At 57.1% G+C, this 15,594-nt stretch carries 16 protein-coding genes; 2 read left to right on the top strand and 14 right to left on the bottom strand.

The features are described from left to right. The first annotated feature begins 59 nt into the window (after nt 1–59). Nucleotides 60–977, top strand: coding sequence for an oxygen-dependent coproporphyrinogen oxidase (gene hemF, locus D467_RS0113945; protein ID WP_018918143.1), 918 nt, complete (start codon nt 60–62; stop codon nt 975–977). Between the two features lie 93 nt (nt 978–1,070). Continuing rightward, nucleotides 1,071–1,892: a shikimate dehydrogenase gene (gene aroE, locus D467_RS0113940; RefSeq protein ID WP_018918142.1), complete on the top strand. Its 822-nt coding sequence runs from the start codon at nt 1,071–1,073 to the stop codon at nt 1,890–1,892. A 67-nt stretch (nt 1,893–1,959) separates the two neighbouring features. Here the strand turns inward: aroE and D467_RS0113935 are convergent, their stop codons facing one another. The 14 genes from D467_RS0113935 to iscR form a co-directional block, all read right to left on the bottom strand. Then, complete coding sequence (locus D467_RS0113935; protein ID WP_018918141.1) at nt 1,960–2,763, bottom strand: M48 family metallopeptidase; 804 nt, start codon at nt 2,761–2,763, stop codon at nt 1,960–1,962. A 329-nt stretch (nt 2,764–3,092) separates the two neighbouring features. Beyond that, nucleotides 3,093–3,707: a hypothetical protein gene (locus D467_RS0113930; RefSeq protein WP_018918140.1), complete on the bottom strand. Its 615-nt coding sequence runs from the start codon at nt 3,705–3,707 to the stop codon at nt 3,093–3,095. 263 nt (nt 3,708–3,970) lie between these two features. Continuing rightward, entirely contained in the window at nt 3,971–5,374 is a 1,404-nt protein-coding gene (gene der / locus D467_RS0113920) for a ribosome biogenesis GTPase Der (protein WP_018918138.1), read from the bottom strand. Then, nucleotides 5,371–6,540 (bottom strand): outer membrane protein assembly factor BamB, encoded by a 1,170-nt coding sequence (gene bamB, locus D467_RS0113915; protein WP_018918137.1) that lies wholly within the window; start codon nt 6,538–6,540, stop codon nt 5,371–5,373. The genes der and bamB overlap by 4 nt, the downstream gene beginning before the upstream one ends. Beyond that, nucleotides 6,537–7,193: a YfgM family protein gene (locus tag D467_RS0113910; RefSeq protein ID WP_018918136.1), complete on the bottom strand. Its 657-nt coding sequence runs from the start codon at nt 7,191–7,193 to the stop codon at nt 6,537–6,539. Before D467_RS0113910 ends, bamB begins: the two co-directional genes overlap by 4 nt. 81 nt (nt 7,194–7,274) lie before the next feature. After that, nucleotides 7,275–8,570 carry a histidine--tRNA ligase gene (hisS, locus tag D467_RS0113905; RefSeq protein ID WP_018918135.1) on the bottom strand — a complete coding sequence of 432 codons (1,296 nt, stop codon included), beginning with the start codon at nt 8,568–8,570 and terminating at the stop codon, nt 7,275–7,277. A 45-nt stretch (nt 8,571–8,615) separates the two neighbouring features. Further along, nucleotides 8,616–9,731 carry a flavodoxin-dependent (E)-4-hydroxy-3-methylbut-2-enyl-diphosphate synthase gene (ispG, locus tag D467_RS0113900; protein WP_018918134.1) on the bottom strand — a complete coding sequence of 372 codons (1,116 nt, stop codon included), beginning with the start codon at nt 9,729–9,731 and terminating at the stop codon, nt 8,616–8,618. An 8-nt stretch (nt 9,732–9,739) separates the two neighbouring features. Continuing rightward, entirely contained in the window at nt 9,740–10,705 is a 966-nt protein-coding gene (locus tag D467_RS0113895; protein ID WP_018918133.1) for a RodZ domain-containing protein, read from the bottom strand. A 40-nt stretch (nt 10,706–10,745) separates the two neighbouring features. Beyond that, the gene (gene pilW, locus D467_RS0113890) at nt 10,746–11,480 is read right to left on the bottom strand and encodes a type IV pilus biogenesis/stability protein PilW (protein ID WP_018918132.1); all 735 of its coding nucleotides are present in this window, start codon (nt 11,478–11,480) and stop codon (nt 10,746–10,748) included. Nucleotides 11,481–11,601: 121 nt separating this feature from the next. Continuing rightward, nucleotides 11,602–12,786: a dual-specificity RNA methyltransferase RlmN gene (gene rlmN, locus D467_RS0113885; RefSeq protein WP_018918131.1), complete on the bottom strand. Its 1,185-nt coding sequence runs from the start codon at nt 12,784–12,786 to the stop codon at nt 11,602–11,604. A gap of 85 nt (nt 12,787–12,871) precedes the next feature. Continuing rightward, nucleotides 12,872–13,297: a nucleoside-diphosphate kinase gene (gene ndk, locus D467_RS0113880; protein ID WP_018918130.1), complete on the bottom strand. Its 426-nt coding sequence runs from the start codon at nt 13,295–13,297 to the stop codon at nt 12,872–12,874. A gap of 184 nt (nt 13,298–13,481) precedes the next feature. Beyond that, a complete protein-coding gene (locus D467_RS0113875; RefSeq protein ID WP_018918129.1) occupies nt 13,482–13,808 on the bottom strand; it encodes a HesB/IscA family protein in 327 nt (108 codons plus the stop codon). A 31-nt stretch (nt 13,809–13,839) separates the two neighbouring features. Next, complete coding sequence (locus D467_RS0113870; protein WP_018918128.1) at nt 13,840–15,015, bottom strand: aminotransferase class V-fold PLP-dependent enzyme; 1,176 nt, start codon at nt 15,013–15,015, stop codon at nt 13,840–13,842. Nucleotides 15,016–15,068: 53 nt separating this feature from the next. After that, nucleotides 15,069–15,536, bottom strand: coding sequence for a Fe-S cluster assembly transcriptional regulator IscR (gene iscR, locus D467_RS0113865; protein ID WP_018918127.1), 468 nt, complete (start codon nt 15,534–15,536; stop codon nt 15,069–15,071). Nucleotides 15,537–15,594: the final 58 nt, after the last annotated feature.

The raw sequence follows: 15,594 nt of genomic DNA, 5'->3' as shown, positions 1-15,594 counted from the left end.
ATTCGCCCGTCACCCCTTACCATTATCATTAACCCTTTTGACACAATCTTGGAGACACTGTGGCCCAAGAGCACCTGAATAACGTTAAAACGTACCTGCTGGATCTGCAGGAGCGGCTCTGCGAGGGGCTGGCCGCCGCCGATGGCCGTGGCACATTCCGCGAGGATAGCTGGCAGCGTGAAGAGGGCGGCGGCGGTCGTTCACGGGTGATTGAGCAGGGCGGTGTGTTTGAAAAAGGTGGCGTCAATTTTTCCCATGTGTACGGTGCTAAGCTACCGCCTTCTGCCACCGCTGCCCGCCCGGAGCTTGCCGGGCGCAGTTTTCATGCGGTCGGGGTTTCCTGGGTGTTGCATCCTGAAAACCCGTATATTCCCACTAGCCATGGCAACGTGCGCTTCTTTATTGCAGAAAAAGAGGGTGAGCCGCCGGTGTGGTGGTTTGGCGGCGGGTTTGATTTAACACCCTACTACCCGGTGCTCGACGATGTAGTGCACTGGCACCGCGTGGCCAAGGCCGCCTGCGACCCCTTTGGCGATGATGTATACGCCCGCTATAAGGCTTGGTGTGACGACTACTTCTACCTGAAGCACCGCGACGAGACCCGCGGCGTGGGAGGGCTGTTTTTCGATGACCTCAATGCGGGCAGCTTTGATGAGTGCTTTGCCTTTCAGCGCGCCGTAGGCGATAGCTTTTTGGATGCCTACCTGCCTATTGTGGAGCGGCGTAAAGCCGATACCTGGGGCGAGCGCGAGCGTGAATTCCAGCTTTATCGGCGCGGCCGCTATGTAGAGTTTAATCTGGTGTGGGACAGGGGGACGCTATTTGGCCTGCAAAGCGGCGGGCGAACAGAGTCGATTTTAATGTCCATGCCGCCACTTGCGCGCTGGGAATATGCTTACACACCCGAAGCCGACAGCGCCGAAGCCAAGCTTAATAGTTATCTAATACCTCGTGATTGGTTGGGTATTAGCGGGTAATAAATAAGCAATCCAACGAACGCTTACTGACAATGCTCACATAACTACGTAAGGGGATCTTTGGAATATGAAAAAGTGCATAGGAGCGAGCCAATGAGTGACCGTTACTGCGTGTTTGGTAATCCCATAGAGCACTCAAAATCGCCACTGATTCACACCGAGTTTGCCCAGCAAACCAAGCAGGACATTGAGTACACGAAGGAAAGGGCGCCTCTGGATGGCTTTGCGGACGCCTGGCGATCGTTTGTCGAGAAAGGCGGGCGCGGTGCCAACGTAACCGTGCCGTTTAAAGGCGACGCCTTTGCGCTATGCGATACCTTAAGTAAGCGCGCCCAGCGTGCCGAAGCAGTTAATACGCTAACGGTGGGTGGCAACGGGCAGGTTTACGGCGATAACACGGATGGCGTGGGCTTGATACGTGATCTGAAGTATCACCGGGTGCCCCTCACCGATAAACGTGTGCTGGTGATTGGCGCGGGTGGCGCCGTGCGGGGCGCTCTGGAACCGCTGCTTGCCGAGCAGCCTGGCGAGGTCGTTCTGGTAAACCGTACCGCTGAAAAAGCCCAGCAGTTGGCAGATGATTTTGCTGATCTTGGAGAGCTGCACAGTGGGGGGTTCAAGGCGATCAAAGGCCCGTTTGATGTCGTGATCAATGGCAGCAGCGCCAGCTTAAACGGTGAGTTGCCACCGCTGCCGGGTAACCTATTTACAGAAGGTGCCTGGGCCTACGACATGATGTATGGCGCAGTACAAACGGTGTTCTTGAAATGGGCGGGCACTCATGGTGCTAAGCGATTGGATGGCTTGGGAATGCTGGTTGAACAGGCGGCAGAAGCATTCTTTTTATGGCGCAACGTGCGCCCTGATACGACCCAGGTACGCCAGATAATACGCCGTATGTTAAATGCCGCCTAACATCTAAATCATCACGCCAAGACGAGGGCGATGCCTCATCTTGGCGAATACACCAGATCCTAGCGGATTAAGGACGCTTACAGTTAGGCGTGTGACCGCTGCTGCGGGCCTGCTCATAAGTGGCCAGTGCTCGGTCCATATTGGCCTGCAGGCCTTCAATACGCTGGCCTTGGCTTGGGTGGGTCGACATCCAGGCGGGCGGCGCGCCACCGCCAGAGGCGGCCTGCATGTTTTCCCAAAGCGTTACGCTTTGGCGTGGATCAAAACCTGCCTGAGCCATCAGGTCCAGGCCGATAACATCCGCTTCACTTTCGTGGCGGCGTGAGAACGGCAGGGCAATGCCATATTGCGCGCCCATGCCCAGTACGCCCATCAACTGTTGTCCACCCGGACTCTGCATACCCGAGGCGCTGGAAATCACTGAAAGCCCCATCGAGGTAGCACTTTGGGTAGACGCGCGCTCATTAGCGTGGCGGGCGAGCACGTGACCAATCTCATGGCCAACCACGGCTGCCAGCTGGTCCTGGGTAGTGGCAACATTCAACATGCCGGTGTTTACGCCCATGTAGCCGCCGGGCAGGGCGAAGGCATTAGGCTGCTCGGCCTTGAACACACGCACCTGCCAATCCAGGCTGCGCTGATCGCCAGGCAGCACGTCAACAATCGCATCGGTGATACATTGCACATAGCGCAGGCTGGCCTGGTCAGCGGTGGGGATATCCTTCTGGTACTGGGCAAATGCCTGCTGACCCATCTCGTTAAGCTGATCGTCGGAAAGCAGCAATAATTGTGAGCGCCCGGTGGGTGAGGTAGAACAAGCCGCGAGCGAAGCGCATAACGCGGTAACAGCTAATGGACGAAGCCAACGCATAAGATGTTTCCTTCTAGACGAATGGGTTCCCTGCTCACAAGATAACCATTGAGAGCGTTCAAGCAATACTGCCATCATAACTGACTTTGCTTGAGGAGAGGTATGGGAGGCTAGGTATGGGAGGCCAGGTATGTAAAGACAGGTATGTGAAGACAGTAATGTGAGGATCGGTATGGACGCTGAACTGAGCCAACCTTTAACCAAGCTACTTGACCATGTGGATCAATAATTGCCACCGGGTCAACAACCGGTTGATTGAAATATCCACTGGTGGCTATGCGGCAGTTTGCGGCCCGCTGGGCAGGCCGCAAACGTCTGGCGGAAAAACATTAACGCTGAGGCGTTAGCTGACCATCTTCACCCACATTCAGGCGGATAGTAGGCGTTAACAGCCCGGCAGGCAGCGTCATGCCCAGCCCGCGCAGGTCTCCCGGCGTGATGGCCAGTTGACTGCCCGCCGGCAGTTCACCCTGAGCGGCGAGCTGCCGGGCTAAGTTCAGCATCGGCGCCATCTTCTGGGTGTCTGTGCCTAAAACATCAAAAGCCACCGGCAGACGCAGGTTAGCGCCGTCGCCCGGGGTCAATGACACATCCTGGTTGTACTCGCCCTGCACAGGCTCTACGCCCGGCATGTTCAGCGTCCAGTCAAAGCCTGACATGGCCACTGCCGGCATGCCTGCAGGCAGCCCCAGCCCCAACGCAAGCGTTGCCTGTACCGGCAGGCTACCAGCGCCCAGGCTTGAGGCCAGTAGGCTGGTCAGGTCGCTGGTGTCCAGGCCCGCATTGATGCTGTAAGGGCCAATGCGCACGTCTTCCACGCCAAGCGATGTGACTGCCAAACGAAACGCAAACAGGCTCGTTTGGGGAAGCGCCAGACAGCCGGTGAGCAAGCTGGCCAAACTAAGTGTCACAAGCCAACGCCAGTGACGAACCGCATAGTGCATAAGTTACCTCCCAAGAAGGGCAGTAGTGGCAAAGCCAAGGATCATGAGCTTGAAAGCGCGGCTATTGGAGAGCCCGCAGGGTTTTCTGTCAAGCGAATTTATGATAGTGAAGCATGATACAGCTAATTGGCCAGAACAGCTGATTGGCTAGAGCAACTGATCGGCTAGAGCAATTGATTTGCCAGAACAATGGATTGGATTGGTTAAAACAAAAACGCCTGCTGGTTAAAGCAGGCGTCTTGAGTGCGTAGAGCGCTTGGCAATTAACGGCGCTTCTGGCGCGCCTCTTTGGTGCGGTTAAGCTCGCGCTTCTTGGCCTTCTCTTTATCGCTGGCCCCCGCCATATGATCAAACGGGTTATCGCCCGAGCGGAACTCAAAGCGCATCGGCGTGCCGCGTACTTTAAGAACCTTACGGAACGTATTGATCAGGTAGCGGCGATACGCCTCGGGCACCGACGCGGTCTGGTTACCGTGCACCACGATGATCGGCGGATTGCTGCCGCCCTGGTGGGCCATACGCAGCTTGATACGCCGCCCATTGACCATCGGCGGTGGATGCTGGCTGACTGCGTCTTGAAGCAGGGTGGTCAGACGGTTGGTGGACCAGTGCGCGTTAGCGGCGTTAAACGCCCGCTCAATCGACGGGTACAAATCACCTACTGCCGTGCCGTGCAGGGCCGAAATAAAGTGCATTTCGGCGTAGTCGGCAAAGCCCAGACGGCGCTTGATATCCGAGCGCATTTTTTCTTTCGCTTCGCTTTCCACACCGTCCCACTTATTGATGGCAAGCACGAGCGCGCGGCCAGTCGTCAATACGTAGTCCAACAGGTGTAGATCCTGCTCTACCAAGCCGCTGCGGGCATCCAGTACCATCACCGCAACGTGAGACTCTTTGATCGCGTCCAGGGTTTTGATGATGGAGAACTTTTCAGCAATTTCGCTGACGTTTTTACGTCGCCGAATACCTGCAGTGTCGATCAGAACGTAAGGCTTGCCGCGCCGCTCGAAGGGAATTTCGATGGCATCGCGCGTGGTGCCCGCTTCATCAAATACCACGACCCGTTCTTCGCCGAGCATGCGATTGACCAGCGTGGATTTACCCACGTTCGGGCGGCCAATGACGCCAATGCGAATGCCTTTGCTGCCGGTATCGGCAGGAATGCTGGCATCGCGCTCGGGAAACGGCTCAAGCACAACATCGATCAGCGTGGAAACGTTGCGCCCATGTGCCGCTGCAATCGGCCACGGGTCGCCCAAGCCCAGCTTCCAGAAGTCGGCCATGGCCGAATGCTCTTCCAGGCCGTCGATCTTGTTGACGACCAGCCAGGTTTTCTTCTGGTTGACCCGCAGGTGATTGGCAATGGCTTCATCGGCCACGTTTAACCCGGCGCGGGCATCGACCAGAAACAGAACAATATCGGCTTCATCGATAGCTGCCAATGACTGTTCGGCCATGGCTGCATCGATGCCTTCTTCATCACCGCTGATACCGCCGGTATCAATCACGGTGTAGGTCTTGCCCCCCAGCATGCCGTTACCGTACTTACGGTCGCGGGTCAGGCCGGGAAAATCAGCGACTAACGCATCACGCGAGCGCGTTAGTCGGTTAAACAGAGTCGATTTGCCCACATTGGGGCGACCGACCAAAGCAATGACGGGTGTCATGGAGTGACTTCCAGGGTTTCCAGGCGACCATTGTTGGCCTGGACATGAATGGTGCTGCCTTCGGTAACCGGGACGACGCTAATACCGGATTTATGAACCCGGGTGCGTCCCACGATGCTACCTTCACGCACGTCGATCAGGTGGAGATAACCTTCAAAGTCGCCCACCACGATGTTGCCGCTGGCAAAGGCCGGGGCGGTTAACCAGCGATCTTCAAGCTTATCGTTACGCCAGATTTCCTGACCATTACTGGCGTCAAGTGCAACCACTTGGCTGTCGTCAGTAACCACGATCAGGTAATCGCCCACCAGCATCGGCGTGTGGCGGCTAGAGATGTTGCTTTCCCAGAGTACGTTACCGCGAGTGGCTTCCAGCCCCACGACCCGGCCGTTATAACTGGTGACAAACAGGCGGCCGTCAGGGGTGATCAGCGGCTGACCGGAAAGATCGACCAGGCGCTCGACTTCGCTACGCCCGCTGGGGGTTGCGATCTGCATATCCCAAAGCGGTTGACCGTTACGGTTATCAAGCGTTGCTAAGCGACCGTTGGCCATGCCGACAAACGTAACCGGCTCGATCACCATGGGCGTACCCGTACCGCGCAGGGTAAGGGCTGGCTGGGAGCTGGTGTAAACCCAACGCTCTTCACCGCTGAGGCGGTCAAGCGCCGTTACCTGGCCATCCACACTCTGCACGATCAGCAGCTGCTGGTTGGCCTGAGGAGCCGCCAGCACTTCGCTGGAAACTCTGGAGCGCCAGCTTACGCTGCCGTCACGCTGGTCAAGCGCAATGACTTCACCGTTGCTCGTACCCAGATACACGTGACCGGCAATCGCATTCAGTGCGCTGGAAACCGGTGCGTTAAGCTCTACCCGCCACTCACGCTCACCGCTTGCGGCGTTAAACGCCATCACCAGGCCTTGAGCGTCAGCGGCAAACACCGTATCGCCTTCACGTGCTGGCGCAATGGGGTTGCGTGCCCGGCCCAGGCCGTCGCCCACATTGTGGCGCCACTGGGTTTCAAGCGTTGCGGATTCATTAAAGCTTTGCAGCTCTTTTGGCGTGTAGGCGGGCTCACCCTTGCTGGCGCAACCGGCCAACAAGGCAACGGCTACTGCTCCGAGCGTTACGCGCATGAGCTGTTTGGATAGACGCAGATTCATCATTGAGTCGCCTCCTCGGCGCCAAGATCGTCAAGCTTGAATTGCACGCCGTAAAGCGTCTGGTTCTGATTTTCAGCAAGCTCTAACGCATTTTGCCAGGCGCTACGGGCTTGTTCGGCTTGGCCAAGGGCTGCGTAGGCATCGCCGCGTACATCGGCTTGCTGAGCAGCCAGCGCTTCGCTGATAGGCTCATCAAGCAGGCTCAGTGCTGCTTCAGGGTCGCCATTGGCGACTTCGATACGCGCCAAGCGCAGCCAGGCCAGACTTTGCACATAGCGACGCGAGGAGTCGTTGGCTACCTGCTCAAGCGACGCTTTGGCCTCGTCCAGGTTGTCCTGCTGAACGGCTAAACGAGCATCCATCAGGAGGGCAAGTTCGGCATAAAGCGTTTTGCCGTAATCGTCGGTGAGTTCGCTGATCAGCTCACGCGCGCTGGCGGTTTGCTGTTCGTCGAGTTCGTTTGCCATGGCAATATTGACCAGCTGCTGGTAGCGAACCGAGGCGGCTTCCGACTGGCCTTCCTGATAGTCTTGCCAGGTATGCCAGCCAAACACGCCCGCAGCGGCAAGAGCGGCACCTGCAATCAGCGAAGTACCATTCTCTTTCCACCAACGCTTAACGACTTCCAGCTGTTCTTCTTCGCTTCGATCCGCCACGGGCGGTCTCCTATTACCTAAAACCGCCGCAGCATAGCGACGATTAGTTATTTATCAGCACGCAGCGCGTGCCTGTTTAGCTTAGCGGACCAGCAGCTCGTCTAGCGCAGAAGAAAGCGTTGCCTGACTCACGCGCTGCTGCTCGCGATCATCACGCAAGAACTTGAGCGTGACCGCCTGTTCGGCAAGTTCTGTCTCGCCGAGCAAAATGGCAACGGGCGCCGCGCTTTTATCGGCTTTTTTCATGCGACTTTTGAAGCTGCCGCCGCCGCAATGAAGCTGCAGACGTAAATCGGGGAGGTCGCTGCGAAGCTGCTCGGCAAGCGTTAGCGCGGCAATCGTTGCGCTATCGTCCATGGGCACAAGATAGACATCACAGCCACCCAGCGCTTCATCGGGAACCAGATTTAGCGTCTCAAGCAGCAGAATCAGCCGCTCGATACCCATTGCGAAACCCACCGCCGGGGTCGGCTTGCCGCCCAGCTGTTCGACCATGCCATCGTAACGTCCGCCAGCACATACCGTGCCCTGGCTACCTAGCGCGCTCGTGGTCCATTCGAACACCGTGCGGCAGTAGTAGTCGAGACCACGCACCAGGCGAGGGTTGATGACAAAGGGAATGCCGGCCGCATCAAGCATGGTTTTGAGCTGCTCGAAGTGCTCACGCGATGCATCATCAAGGTGATCCATCAGCTGCGGCGCGCCGTTGAGCATGTCGGCCATGGCCGGATTTTTGGAATCCAGAATGCGCAGCGGGTTGCTGATCAGGCGACGCTGAGAGTCCTCGTCGAGAATCTCGCGGTGCTGCTCAAAGTAGGTCACCAACTTATCGCGGTAGGCGGCGCGCGCCTCTGTCGAACCCAGTGAGTTAAGCTCAAGCGTGACATGCTCAAACAGGCCCAGCTCTTTCCACAGGCGCGCCGAGAGCAGAATCACTTCGGCATCGATATCCGGCCCTTCAAAACCGTACGTTTCAACCCCCACCTGATGAAACTGACGGTAGCGGCCTTTTTGGGGACGCTCATGGCGGAACATCGGGCCTTGGTACCAGAGCCGTTGGGTCTGGTTGTGTAATAAGCCGTGCTCCATCGCCGCGCGTACGCAGCTGGCCGTACCTTCAGGACGCAGCGTCAGGCTATCGCCATTGCGATCGTCAAAGGTGTACATCTCTTTTTCGACAATATCGGTTACTTCACCGATAGAGCGAGCGAACAGGGCGGTTTGCTCAACGATGGGCGTGCGAATTTCATCGAAGCCATAGCGGTGCATCAAATGACGCACTTTAGCCTCAAAAAATTGCCAGCGAGGGCTATCGCTGGGCAACAGGTCGTTCATACCACGGATGGCTTGAATCTTTTTAGCGGCGGACTTGCTCAATGAAAACTCCTTGTTCTGCATCCTGGCTGATGCATGGGCCCGGCGTTAAACGCTGCGGGCAATCATGTCATCTTCTTGCTGCTGTTTTTGGCGCACTTTTTCGCGGATCAGCCGCTCCAAGTCATCCACTAAGTGGTCGTTACGCAGCTTGCTGGCCGGTTTACCGTCGATATACACCAGATTCGCGGGGCTGCCACCGGTCAGGCCGATATCGGTCTCTTTTGCTTCACCCGGGCCGTTAACCACGCAGCCAATCACTGAAACATCAAGCGGCGTCATAACGTCTTCCAGGCGCTCTTCAAGCTGGTTCATGGTGCTGATAACGTCAAAGTTCTGCCGCGAGCAGCTGGGGCAGGCGATAAAGTTGATCCCCTTGGCGCGCAGGCGCAGGCTTTTGAGCATATCAAAGCCGACCTTGATCTCTTCCACCGGGTCGGCGGCAAGTGACACACGAATCGTGTCGCCGATGCCGTCCATCAGCAGCATGCCCAGGCCAATAGACGACTTAACGGTGCCCGAGCGCAGACCGCCTGCTTCAGTGATACCCAAGTGAAGCGGCTGCTCAATGCGCGTGGCAAGATCACGGTAAGCCGCCACGGCCATAAACACGTCAGAGGCTTTAACGCTGACCTTGTACTCTTGAAAATCGAGCCGATCCAGGTGGTCGATATGGCGCATGGCGGATTCCACCAGCGCGGCAGGCGTAGGCTCGCCGTACTTCTTCTGAAGATCTTTTTCCAGCGAACCGGCGTTGACGCCAATGCGGATCGGGATACCGTTATCGCGCGCCGCACTCACCACCGCGCGTACGCGGTCTTCACGGCCAATATTGCCGGGGTTGATGCGCAGGCAGTCAACGCCGAGCTCGGCGACGCGCAGGGCGATCTTGTAATCAAAGTGAATGTCCGCCACCAGTGGTACGTCCACCAGCTTCTTGATTTTGCCAAAGGCTTCGGCGGCGTCCATGTCTGGTACGGAAACGCGCACAATGTCAGCACCAGCCTTTTCCAGCTGCTGAATTTGCCCAACAGTAGCCGCCACGTCCAGCGTGTTGGTGTTGGTCATGCTCTGTACAGAAATAGGCGCATTTCCGCCTACCGCCACATTACCTACGTAAATCTGGCGGGACTGGCGGCGTTTTATCGGAGAAGGGGCGTGCATAGGACGGGTCACTCTCCCAGGGTAAATCGGGCTACATTGTTGGCGCCTGCGCGCTGTGCAAGATCGACCTGCTCACCTTGATAGCGCAGCACGACGCCAGTGGCGTTTCCTACGGTTAAACGAAACGGCGGCTCACCTTCGACGGTCGCGGTGGTGCCGGGGGTTTGTAAGCCAACAAACACGCGCTGGTTGTTGGCATCAAAAATTTCGGTCCAGGACTGCTCGTTAAACGTAAGCTCCATCCGGTTGGCATTGCCCGCCGGAGGTGCCGTTTCCTCTTCGTCAGCGGCATCCGCTTCGGTGGAGGCGGCAATATCCAAGGCCGCGACATCGCTCACTGTGGGGGCTTGTTCGTCGTTTGAAGCTTCCTGCGCTGCAGCATTGCTTTCCGCCGCATCCGTCGTGTCGCTGGCGCTGTCAGGCTGGCTTGTTTGCTCTGAAGAGAGAGCCGGCGTCGTGGGCGGTGTGGGTTCGGCACCTTCGTCGGCTGCGGACATGGGGTCGCCGCCTTCTTCTACGGGCGGATTATCGCCAAAGCTGGGCGGCTCGCTGCCACCGCGGCTTTGCCACCACATGACGGTCACGCCGATCAGACCTGCAATCACCAGTACCGTTACCAGCCTGAAAAGCCAGGCACCCAGCTTTGAGGGCGGACGACTAACCGACACGGGGGCTACTTTACGTTCGGTATCAGCAAGGCCATAACGCTCCTGATAGGCATCTAGCACCAGATGCTCGTTCAGGCCCAGGTATTTAGCGTAAGAGCGCAGGTAGCCGCGGCGATAAGCGGTTACCGGAATTTCGTCATAGCGGTCCTGCTCAAGGCCTTCGACAACGGCCGGACGCAAATTGAGCGCTCGGGCAGCTTCGCCCAGCGGTACGCCTAGCTGCTCACGCTGGCGTAACAGAATCTCGCCAGGTGAGGCGGCAGTGCGGGAAGTAGTGACGCTATCTTGTAACTGTGTCTCGCTCATGGCTGAGCATCCTTAAATAATTAGGTGATCAGGGCGTCAATTAATAAGTGCCAAGCCTGCGCTGGTAGTCAGCTGCCGTCGCATGGTCGCCTTGGGCGCGGGCGATGTCTATCGCCATTTCCAGCGCTGCTTGGTCTGGTCCGGCCAACTGCAGGTAGGTTTGCAGTGGCGACCAGGCATTACGGTAATTGCCCTGGGAAACTTCCAATTCGGCTAATAAAAAATATCCCCGCGGACTCTGCGGGTCGATACGCTGCGCGCGGGCTAAACGCCCGCGCGCTTCATCAAATTCTTCCAGCGCCAGATAACATTGACCCAGGTTAGTGAAAAGCTGAGCGCGGTTGGCATACTGGGCATCTGTCGATGCGTTTTCCAACTGTTCGCAGGCGGCGGCAATATCCCCCTGCTGATACAAAAATGCCGCGTAGTTATTACGGGCACGGGTAAACATAGGTTCGACATCAATGGCCTGTTGAAAATACGTGTTAGCAAGTTCAACGTCGCCCTGCTGTTGATAAACCAGCGCCAGAGCCTGCAACGCTTCGCCGTGGTTGGGGGCGATTTCCAAAGCACGCCCCAAAGCGGCACGTGCCCTAGGCAGGTTATCACGTTCCAGGTACGCGACGCCCAGTTGGGTGTAGGCATCCTTGGCGTCGGTGCTGGCCTTGGCAGGCAAATTGTTTGATGTGGCACAGCCGGCTAGCCACACACTGCTGAACAGAGCAGCAAGTATGGGCACCCTGAACGGGTTAAAACGCCTGCAGTGACCAATCATAATTGCCCTTGAAAACTCATAGCTGCCCTCATGGTGTAAATCGCCAACTGACCGCCGACACGACGCATAAAAACGTGTCCATCAAAGCGCCGTGCTCGTCGGAAGTCAAGATAAGCACCGTTTAGTCAGCATCAAGCTGCACGGATTGGATGTAGCGCGCGCTGCGTTTAGTGCGGTCTTTTACGCGGCCCACCAACTGACCACAGGCGGCATCGATATCATCACCGCGGGTGACACGTACCGTGGCGTTGTACTCCAAATCGTAAAGCCACTGCTGAAAACGCATCACCTGATTACGTGAGGGCTTCTCATACCCTGAGTTGGGGAACGGATTAAACGGTATCAGGTTAATCTTGCAGGGCAGCTCTTTAAGCAGAGCGGCGAGCTGTTCGGCGTGCTCCTGCTGGTCATTCACATCCTTGATCAAGGTGTACTCGATCGTCACCTGACGGTTGTCCGGACACTTGGAAAGATAGCGATGACAGGCATCCAGCAGCATACGGATGTTGTACTTGCGGTTGATCGGCACCAGTTCGTTACGCAGCTCGTCGGTCGAGGCGTGTAGCGAAATGGCCAGGCTGACGTCAATTTCGTCGCCCAGTTTGTCGATCATGGGTACAACGCCAGAGGTCGACAGCGTGACGCGACGCTTGGACAGGCCATAACCGTTATCGTCCAGCATCAGCTTCATGGCGGGCAGCACGTTGTCGAAGTTGAGCAGGGGTTCGCCCATGCCCATCATGACCACGTTGGTGACCGGCCGGTTGGCGGTGTCACGGCGCGGACCTACGCTGCGCTGGGCAACCCATACCTGGCCAATGATTTCGGCGGCGGTTAAATTTCGCTGAAATCCCTGTTTGCCGGTGGAGCAAAAGCTACAGTCCAGTGAACAGCCAACCTGGGAAGACACGCACAGCGTGCGGCGCTTGCCGTTCTCGGCCGGAATCAGGACCGTTTCGACGTAGCTTCCGTCTTCGACTTCGAGCACCCACTTGCGCGTACCGTCGCTAGAGGTGCCTTCATAAATAACGCTGGGGCCACGAATCTCTGCCACTTTCGCCAGCTTTTCCCGCAGCGGCTTAGACAGGTTGGTCATGGCGGCAAAGTCGTCGCTACCTTCCTGGTGGATCCATTTCATCAGCTGGGCGGCGCGAAACTTCTTCTCGCCAATCGACAAAAAGAACGCTTCCATCTGTTCGCACGACAGGCCAAGCAGGTTCTGGCGCTCAGGCGCTTTTTCCGCTGGCATTTCACTGTCAGGCGTGGATTGGGGAGCGGGCGTATGTTGGGCTACGGTGGTGGTCATGGCGGTCAGCGTTCTGGAAAGGGGCGGGGGCAAAGCCCCCGCGAAAATGGCCGGCAACGAACGTTGAAACGGCGACGCTAATTAATTAGCGCGGGCAGATTTCATCGTTACCGAAGAAGTAACTAATTTCACGCTCAGCACTTTCAGGAGAATCAGAACCATGGACAGCGTTGGCGTCGATTGTTTCCGCGAAGTCAGCACGGATAGTGCCCGGTGCCGCTTCTTTCGGGTTGGTTGCGCCCATCAGATCACGGTTTTTGGCAATCGCGCCTTCGCCTTCCAGTACTTGAACAACCACCGGGCCGGATGTCATGAAGCCAACCAGGTCTTTAAAGAACGGACGCTCTTTATGCTCGGCGTAGAAGCCACCCGCTTTCTCTTCAGAAAGGTGAGTCATTTTAGCGGCAACAACCTGCAGGCCGGCTTTTTCGAAGCGAGCGATGATGTCACCGATCGCATTTTTAGCAACGGCATCGGGCTTGATGATAGACAGAGTGCGTTCAGTAGCCATGTAAATATCTCCTTGAGGCCTTTAGAAAAAGGGATAAAGCAGAAATTGCCGCCTCGGCAAGCCGGGGCGGCGAAGGAAAATCGTTTCGGCAAGAGTACGGTAGTGTTCACCGATTACCGAGTAGGCGCGATTATAGCGCCTCAAGCCAACATTGAATACCGATGATGACATTGGCGCCTGCGTATTACACCGTAAAGCTTTCGCCGCAGCCGCATTCGTCTTTTACATTCGGGTTATTGAACTTGAAGAAGCGGTTCAACCCTTCGCTGACATAGTCCACTTCGCTGCCATCGAGCATCTCAAGCGCATCGGGGGCCACATAAACGCTGGCGCCATGATCTTCAAAGTGAATTTCGTCATCGCCAACTTCATCGGCAAAATCCAGTACATAGCTATAGCCCGAACAGCCGCTAGGTTTGACCGACACGCGCAGGCCTAAACCCTGACCGCGCTCATCAAGCACATGACGGATCTGTTGTGCGGCAGCCGGGGTAATGTTGAGTGTTGCCATTGGGCGTCCTCCTTGTAAATGCGCCAGCCGCTTAGCGTGGCAGTGTTCGCAAACCGCTCACCGCATGGCGAATGAGGGTTAACGCATGATCAATATCGTCCTGGGTAGTAAAGCGCCCAAAGCTAAAGCGTAGCGAAGAAAGCGCCAGAACGCGTGGCACGCCCACCCCCAGCAATACATAAGACGGGTCAACGCTTGCCGAGTTGCAGGCCGAGCCGGTAGACACGGCCACATCGCGCAGGGCCATCAGCAGCGACTCACCGTCGATACCCTCAAACGCGAGGTTCAGTATATTGGGCACTGCCCGATCAAGCGGGGTGTTGGCTACCACGCCGTCAAGGTCGGCAAGCCCGGCTAAAAAACGCTGCTGCAGGCTGGCAATATGTGCCTGATCCTCGGCGTGCTCTTTGTGCATTAGCGCAAAGGCTTCGCCCATCCCGGCAATCTGATGAGTGGGCAGGGTGCCTGAACGCATGCCGCGTTCGTGCCCGCCGCCATGAATCAGCGCTTCAAGGCGGATATCCGGATGGCGTTTGACATATAGCGCGCCAACCCCTTTGGGGCCGTAGGATTTATGCCCGGATAGCGACATCAAATCGATTTCCTGAGCCACCACATCCAGCGGAATTCGACCCACCGCCTGGGCGGCGTCGGTATGGAAAACGGCACCAAATTCGTGGGCGATGGCGGCGAGCGCGGCAATGTCGTTAATGCTGCCAAGCTCGTTGTTCACCGCCATTAACGAAACCAGCGCGGTATCATCGCGCATGGCAGCGCGCAGTTGTTCGGGGGCGACGGTGCCGTCGTGCCCCGGGGTTAGCCAGGTGATTTCAAAGCCTTCGCTTTCAAGTGCCAGCGCTGTGTCCACGACCGCTTTATGCTCGATGGTCGAGGTCACCAGATGCATGCCGCGTTCACGGTTGGCCCGCATATAGCCAATCAGCGCTAGATTATTGGCCTCTGTCGCGCCGCTGGTCCAGACGATTTCGCGCGGATCAGCCCCAATCGTGTCAGCTACCTGACGACGTGCCTGCTCCACCACCTGTTCGGCCTGCCAGCCCAGCATATGGCTGCGCGAGGCGGGATTGGCAAACAGCTGGTCAACCGTCAGGTAGCGCTGCATAACCTCGGCCACGCGGGCGTCCACCGGCGCGGTAGCGGCGTAATCCAGATAAATCGGTAGCGAAGGTGTGGTTGTCGTCGTCATGGGGACCCGCTTAATTCAAAAGCGCCAGATAGCGATAGTGTGCCGCTTGGCCATTACGGTGATGAGGCGAGAATGCCCGCTTCAACACGATTTCTTTGCCGCGAGGCAATACGTAGTACATCGGGGCGCTGCATCAATTGGGCAAGCGTGATGTCATCTAAAAAGTGCCGAATCTGGCCGGATAGTTCGCACCACAGATGATGTGTCAGGCACGTGTTGCCCTGCTGGCAGTCGGATAGACCCTGACAACGCGTGGCATCTACCGTTTCATCCACGGCGTCAATCACCGCTGAAACACTGATGTCGCTTGCCGGTTTGCTCAGCAGATAACCACCGCCCGGGCCGCGAACGCTGCGTACAAGCTCTGAGCGGCGTAGCCGGGCAAACAGCTGCTCAAGATAGGAGAGCGAAATCTCCTGGCGCTGCGAAATATCCGCCAGGCTGGTCGGGCCGTACTGATCATTCAGGGCCAGATCAAGCATGGCGGTAACCGCGTAACGGCCTTTGGTAGTTAAACGCATGACAGGCACCTCGACGCTGAACCTTCAGCGTGCTCCCGACAAATGTGCTGCCATTATG

Origin of the sequence: Vreelandella zhanjiangensis DSM 21076, from assembly GCF_000377665.1 — a bacterium.
In the GTDB taxonomy this organism is placed as follows: domain Bacteria; phylum Pseudomonadota; class Gammaproteobacteria; order Pseudomonadales; family Halomonadaceae; genus Vreelandella; species Vreelandella zhanjiangensis.
Note: the sequence above shows the minus strand (reverse complement) of the source record. Positions and strands in the feature narration are given on the sequence as shown.

Excerpts from the sequence above, each read along its gene's own strand:
- aroE (WP_018918142.1), top strand. The coding sequence starts at position 1,071 with ATGAGTGACCGTTACTGCGTGTTTGGTAATCCCATAGAGCACTCAAAA.
- D467_RS0113935 (WP_018918141.1), bottom strand. The coding sequence starts at position 2,763 with ATGCGTTGGCTTCGTCCATTAGCTGTTACCGCGTTATGCGCTTCGCTC.
- D467_RS0113930 (WP_018918140.1), bottom strand. The coding sequence starts at position 3,707 with ATGCACTATGCGGTTCGTCACTGGCGTTGGCTTGTGACACTTAGTTTG.
- der (WP_018918138.1), bottom strand. The coding sequence starts at position 5,374 with ATGACACCCGTCATTGCTTTGGTCGGTCGCCCCAATGTGGGCAAATCG.
- bamB (WP_018918137.1), bottom strand. The coding sequence starts at position 6,540 with ATGATGAATCTGCGTCTATCCAAACAGCTCATGCGCGTAACGCTCGGA.
- ispG (WP_018918134.1), bottom strand. The coding sequence starts at position 9,731 with ATGCACGCCCCTTCTCCGATAAAACGCCGCCAGTCCCGCCAGATTTAC.
- D467_RS0113895 (WP_018918133.1), bottom strand. The coding sequence starts at position 10,705 with ATGAGCGAGACACAGTTACAAGATAGCGTCACTACTTCCCGCACTGCC.
- pilW (WP_018918132.1), bottom strand. The coding sequence starts at position 11,480 with ATGATTGGTCACTGCAGGCGTTTTAACCCGTTCAGGGTGCCCATACTT.
- rlmN (WP_018918131.1), bottom strand. The coding sequence starts at position 12,786 with ATGACCACCACCGTAGCCCAACATACGCCCGCTCCCCAATCCACGCCT.
- ndk (WP_018918130.1), bottom strand. The coding sequence starts at position 13,297 with ATGGCTACTGAACGCACTCTGTCTATCATCAAGCCCGATGCCGTTGCT.
- D467_RS0113875 (WP_018918129.1), bottom strand. The coding sequence starts at position 13,808 with ATGGCAACACTCAACATTACCCCGGCTGCCGCACAACAGATCCGTCAT.
- D467_RS0113870 (WP_018918128.1), bottom strand. The coding sequence starts at position 15,015 with ATGACGACGACAACCACACCTTCGCTACCGATTTATCTGGATTACGCC.
- iscR (WP_018918127.1), bottom strand. The coding sequence starts at position 15,536 with ATGCGTTTAACTACCAAAGGCCGTTACGCGGTTACCGCCATGCTTGAT.